The sequence below is a fragment of the Devosia sp. genome (assembly GCF_040509215.1).
In the GTDB taxonomy this organism is placed as follows: Bacteria; Pseudomonadota; Alphaproteobacteria; order Rhizobiales; family Devosiaceae; genus Devosia.
Genome location: NZ_JBEVLL010000263.1, coordinates 1 through 5,670, shown reverse-complemented (window position 1 = coordinate 5,670; position 5,670 = coordinate 1). Strand labels below are relative to the sequence as shown.

The following is a 5,670-nucleotide window of genomic DNA, read 5'->3' as shown; positions in this document are numbered from 1 at the left end:
TGGGGCTCTTGGCGAGCTGCTTTTCGATGAGCTGCACGGCTTCGGTCAGCGTCAGCTTGTTGACGACGCTGATTTCACGGCTCATGCGGTCCATGGCCTGCTCGAAGAGCTGGCGTTCGGAATAGGACTGCTCGGGCTGGTCGTCGGAACGATAGAGATCGCGCACAACTTCCGAAATGGCGATCAGATCGCCCGAATTGATCTTTGCTTCATATTCCTGGGCGCGGCGCGACCACATGGTGCGCTTGACGCGAGCACGGCCCGTAACGGTTTCGAGGGCCTTATTGACTTCGTCTTCTTCGGCCAGCTTGCGCATGCCGACGGACTTGATCTTGGCAACGGGAACGCGAAGGGTCAGCTTGTCCTGCTCGAAGCTGATGACAAACAGTTCGAGAGTGAGGCCAGCGACCTCCTGCTCTTCGATGTTGACGATCAGACCGACGCCATGGGCCGGATAGACGACGTACTCACCCGTCTTAAACCCGAGCCGCTGCTGAGACTTCTTGGCTACCATATGCTGGAACTCCTTGTTGACGCCCCAGAATGGGCAGTTCCTTGCGGGAAGGACTGTCCATCCAAACTACTTCGCCCGCTTGAACGGGCCCTTTTACAGTACGAACACCCACGGTCTTCGGTTCCGCTTTGTTCCGAAGCACCATGCAACAGGGAATGTTGTGTCAAAAAAATCGTGCCTTGCGGCACGGTTTGGGTGAAGGGCTGAACTGCATTTAGAAGGACCATAGCACAAAAATTCAGCAAAATCAAAAGGAACGAATCGCTGCCGCAACTCGTCCCTTCCGCGTCCTCGTCTGCCCGTGACAGAGCGATGACAAATCCTTGCTAATGCTTAACTTCTCGGCGCCAGTAGAAGCGCCTGAGCCATCAATCGCCTTCGCCGGGCTCTTCGGAGAAGTACTTTTCGAGCTTGCCGGTCTCGCCATCACGCTCTTTTGCCTCAGGCAGGGCATCGCGGCGCTCGGTCAGATTGGGCCAGGCGGCCGCATATTTGCGATTGAGTTCGAGCCAGTTGTCGAGGCCGCTTTCGGTGTCGGGGCGGATAGCCTCGGCCGGGCATTCGGGCTCGCAGACGCCGCAATCGATGCATTCATCGGGATGAATGACCAACATGTTCTCGCCTTCGTAGAAACAGTCCACCGGACACACTTCCACGCAGTCCGTATATTTGCAGGCGATGCAATTATCAGTGACGATATAGGTCATAGAGAGGGCAGTCCTTGGCGGGCGCCGCAGCCTGGGGGCTGGCGCGGCGGCAGTCTCAACGCGTTTGGTGCTAAACTCTTTTCAGTTTTCGGGCAAGGCGGTAGCGCGGGACGGATTGGCGCAAAATCAGGCTGTGCTGAAATTGTGTGCCTGCCGAGCCGGGCCCGCGGATAGTGACGACGTCCTAGTCGTCCTCGCTCCGCAGCGCATCGGTCTCGCGACGCTCTTTCTTGGTCGGTCGACCGGCACCGGCTGCACGCTCGGCAATGGCCGCCTCATAGGGCGAGCGCTCGGCTTTGGGTAACGAGGGCGGCGAAATGTCTTCGTAGAGCCCCTGGGCCTCGCTGGCCGGTCCACGCCGGGTACCGGCGTCGAGGATGCGCCAGACGATAATCCGGCCATGCAGCGACATGGTAAGGACGTCACCCGCGCCGACCTTATGATCGGTACGATCAGTCCGTTCGGAATTGACCCGAACGGCACCAGTCTCGATGAGTTTTTGCGCCAAGGTGCGCGATTTGACGGCGCGCGAGAAAAACAGGAACCGGTCGAGCCGCTCCTTGCGAAGCGTTTCGCCCGGCCCTGTCAAATCTTACTCCGCCTTGCCGCGCAGGGCGGCAAGGGCAGCGAACGGGCTGTCCGGATCGAAGGCAACCTTGCGCTCTTCCCGCGGCGGACGACGGTCGCCGCGTTCCGGACGCTCGTTCTTGTTGTCCGGACGCGGACGCTCTTCGTTGCGCGGACGCGTATTGGCAGGCCGGGCGTTGGCATTGCCGGCAGGACGAGCGGCGGCAGCTTCCCCCTCGGGGCGACGCGGCCCCTTCGGGCGCGAGCGATCAGGACGGCCACGGCCTTCGGTCTTGGCTTCCCCACCCTCGGCATTGTCGCGGCGACGATTTTCCGACCGGTTCTTGCCGTTGTGGTTGTTCTCGTTGTGGCGACGGCCCCCGGGGAACCAGATTTCGTCGAATTCCGGCTCGGCAGGCGCTGCCGCTTCCGCGACCACAGCTTCGTCGACAACACCTTCGGCAACAGTCGGCGTCTCGGCTACGGCTGGAACCTCGTCGGCCGTCTCGACAACCGGCGCGTCTTCAGCAGGCGCATCGACCTCGGCCGGATTGTCAGCCAGCACTGCGTCGAGCGCCGGCGCGTCCGCGCTGGCTTCTGCCGCAGGCGTTGCAACCTTGGGCGTCCGGCGGACGCGATAGCCAAGCGAGGAGAGAATCGAAGCGAAATCTTCACCCGAGCAACCAAGCAGGCTCGTCATTTCGACGGTCACGCGGAAACCATTGCCCTCGGCAGCGCCGGCCGGCGGTTCACCCTGGAACCGCGTGGGATCGATGGCAATCAGCGGGCGGATGATGTCGGCGAGGCGTTCGAGGATATCGACGCGCACGGCGCGCTTGCCGGCCACCTTGAAGCCGGCGATCTCGTAAAGACGCGGATCGACTTCAGGATCAACGAGGAACGAGGTACGGCCTGACAGCACGATATGCGGGATGTCGGTGACGCCCGGCTGGCGAATGCCGCCATTGCGTAGTGCGAAAAGGATCAGGGCCAGTTCGCGCGGCGCCGGCTTCAGCGAAAGCGGCAGATAGATGTGATAGGCGCCGAACTTGATGCCAAGCTTGCGCATCTTGCCGCGCACATCCTGGTCGAGGTTCTTGACCTCGTCGGAAACCTGGCCGCGTGGCAGAAGGCCCAGATGTTCGAACAGCTGGAAGGCGATACCGCGAGCCGGACCATCGACGTCGGCCGGAGCCTCAAGCGCCATGACCTGTTCAAGGGTCGTATTGACGTGATGGCGCAGCCAAAGCGACAGGCGATCCTGCACGCGTTCGAGATCGATGCCGGTCAGCGATTCGTCGGCGAGCATGATGATGCGCGGCCGATAGAGGCTATCGCCTTCGGCAAGTTCTGCCACCACATCGCCGCGCCAGCGCAGACGACCATCGGTTGCCAGAACGAATTCCTCATTGGGCGCGCCCGCGAGGCGATCGGCGCGATTGCGGATCTCCGGAGCCACGACCTGGTCCGCTGCGGTGCGGGTGCCCTTGGCATCGAGCTCTCCATCGGAGCGCGCCAGGGTGAAGCGGAAGCCTTCGAGCGTGCCGAGAAGGTGGCCTTCCAGCCTTACTTCGCCGCGCTCATTGATCTCGGGAGATACCATACGTTTGTCTTTCAGGTGGCGGAGCAGCACGCTGGTGCGCCGGTCGACGAATCTCTGGGTGAGACGCTCATGGAGGGCATCACTCAGGCGATCTTCAATCTCACGGGTCTTTTCGCGCCAATAGTGTGGGTCTGCAAGCCAGTTTTTGCGGTTGGCGACGAAGGTCCAGGTCCGGATCTGCTTGATCCGGTGACTGAGCGTTTCAATGTCACCTTCGGCATTGTCGCAAAAGCGGACCTGCTCGGCAATCCAATCAGCGTTGACCGATACATTTTGCCTCAAATCCGAAAAGATCCGGGTGACGATCTCGCCATGCGCCGCCGGCGATATCCCTTGATAGTCGGGAATCTGGCAGCATTCCCAGAGCAGTTTGACCGCTTCGTGGCCGCGCGCGAGCCCCGCCGCCTCATTTCGCGACAAAAATTCCAGCGCCAACTGGTCAGTCGCGATCGGCACTCGGGTTAAAGTTCTGTCCTCAGGCGATTTTTCAAGGCTCGACCGCAGCCGATCAATGGACGAAAAATCCAGCACCGAATTGCGCCATTGCAGAACCTTGACCGGCTCGAAGTCATGCGTTTCGAGCTGCACGACCAGCTCTTCGTCAAAACCCTCGGTGCCCCCGGTGACCCCAAAGGTGCCATTGCGCTTGTGCCGTCCGGCGCGGCCGGCGATCTGGCCAATCTCGGCCGGCGTCAGCGGACGGCTTTGGCGACCATCGAATTTGGTGTCGTCGGCAAAGGCGACATGCTGGATGTCGAGATTGAGCCCCATGCCGATGGCGTCGGTGGCAACGAGAAAATCGACATCGCCATTCTGGTAAAGCTCGACCTGCGCATTGCGGGTGCGGGGGGAAAGCGCGCCCATGACCACGGCGGCCCCGCCCCGTTCGCGACGGATCAACTCGGCAATGGCGTAAACCTGGCGCGCGGAGAAGGCGACGATGGCGCTGCGCCCCGGCTGCCGAGAAATTTTCTTCGAGCCGGCATAGGTCAGTTGAGAAAAGCGCGGCCGCTCGATGATCTCGGCATGCGGCAGCAGTTTGCGGATGACATTGGCCATCGTGCCCGAGCCAAGCAACAGCGTCTCGTGAAAACCCCGGGCCTTGAGGATCCGGTCGGTAAACACATGGCCACGATCGAAATCGGTCGCCGTCTGGATTTCATCGACCGCTACGCAGTCGACATGGATATCCATGGGCATGGCTTCCACTGTCGCCACCCAGTAGCGCGGCTTTGGCGGCACGATACGCTCTTCGCCCGTTACTAGGGCCACGGCCTGCGCGCCGACGCGCTCGACGACCCGCGCATAAACCTCGCGCGCCAGAAGGCGCAGCGGCAGGCCGATCATCCCCGTGGGATGGGCCAGCATGCGCTCGATGGCGTAATGGGTCTTGCCGGTATTGGTCGGGCCCAAAATGGCCTTGACCGACTGGGAGGAGAAAGAAGTCATCGCTTCCCTATTTAGGGTGCCGAACCTGCCATGGCGAGGGGCGAGAGCAATTGTCCCACTAAAGCACGCCTTTTTGTGACACTGCCCGGGCCCATTAAGATTTGGAACGGAGATAGAACGAACAGGGACAGAATCGGTTTCGACTCGGGAATCTGGGTTTGTTCACGGCAACATCTAGTGGGCTGGCATTGGGAAAAGCCACTATCACCGTCACACCAGCGTCGCGCATGACCGATTTGCGGCAAATCCCATTCAGTTTTGTTACGGAACAATGAAAATCAAAGAATTCCAGGTGTTTACGAACGAAGAGTGAAGTCCTGACGCCGAAATTTTTCTTTGCCGTTAGCACTCTGCCCCAACCACCACGGCGGTTCAGCGGCGCAATATTCATACTTTTCCGTTTGACGTCCCAGCCTGGGGCGGATGCTGACAGTGATCTGAGCGGATCGCGATAGGGGCGCCCAGCAAACGATGCCACCACATTGCGGGCCCTGTTTGCGCCCGACGCCACCGTCGAGAGCAAGGGCCAGGAGTCGTAAGGGCGTGGCAGAAATTTCCGAACGGCCGGACAGCGTCGAACCGCACCCGGCTCATCGAAACGCAGTGTGTATCAAAAGCGGGCACTTTTGATGGGTAGCCGACGTCGCGATTAACCTTTGGTCCAAAAACAGAACGAACAGGGCCAGAATCAAGCTTCGGCGACAATGCTGGCTTTGTTCTCCACCACATGTAGCGGCCGCCGGGCCCGAACACACCAGCGCCTTACCCGGAGGTCCAAACATCCCAAAAGCGCATTCACAAGCATAAACAAGCACTTAAGAATCGCGTTT

The 5,670-nt window shown here is 60.5% G+C and carries 4 protein-coding genes and 1 pseudogene; 1 reads left to right on the top strand and 4 read right to left on the bottom strand.

What is annotated here, in order from left to right; all coding sequences use genetic code 11:
* The 4 genes from ABW043_RS14930 to ABW043_RS14915 all read right to left on the bottom strand — a co-directional run.
* A partial coding sequence (locus ABW043_RS14930) for a CarD family transcriptional regulator (RefSeq protein ID WP_353921992.1) occupies nucleotides 1-514 on the bottom strand: 514 nt, incomplete at its 3' end.
* Nucleotides 515-882: 368 nt separating this feature from the next.
* A complete protein-coding gene (gene fdxA / locus ABW043_RS14925) occupies nucleotides 883-1,221 on the bottom strand; it encodes a ferredoxin FdxA (RefSeq protein WP_295412660.1) in 339 nt (112 codons plus the stop codon).
* Between the two features lie 184 nt (nucleotides 1,222-1,405).
* Nucleotides 1,406-1,810 (bottom strand): RNA-binding S4 domain-containing protein, encoded by a 405-nt coding sequence (locus ABW043_RS14920; protein ID WP_353921991.1) that lies wholly within the window; start codon nucleotides 1,808-1,810, stop codon nucleotides 1,406-1,408.
* A 3-nt stretch (nucleotides 1,811-1,813) separates the two neighbouring features.
* On the bottom strand, nucleotides 1,814-4,840 hold the full coding sequence (locus ABW043_RS14915; protein WP_353921990.1) for a helicase-related protein: 3,027 nt from the start codon (nucleotides 4,838-4,840) through the stop codon (nucleotides 1,814-1,816).
* 736 nt (nucleotides 4,841-5,576) lie between these two features.
* Here ABW043_RS14915 and ABW043_RS14910 point away from each other — a divergent pair.
* Nucleotides 5,577-5,670 (top strand): annotated as a pseudogene (locus ABW043_RS14910) (hypothetical protein); the annotation flags it as partial.

What these genes read in the sequence shown, in the direction of transcription:
- fdxA (WP_295412660.1), bottom strand. Translation starts at nt 1,221, where the DNA reads ATGACCTATATCGTCACTGATAATTGCATCGCCTGCAAATATACGGAC.
- ABW043_RS14915 (WP_353921990.1), bottom strand. Translation starts at nt 4,840, where the DNA reads ATGACTTCTTTCTCCTCCCAGTCGGTCAAGGCCATTTTGGGCCCGACC.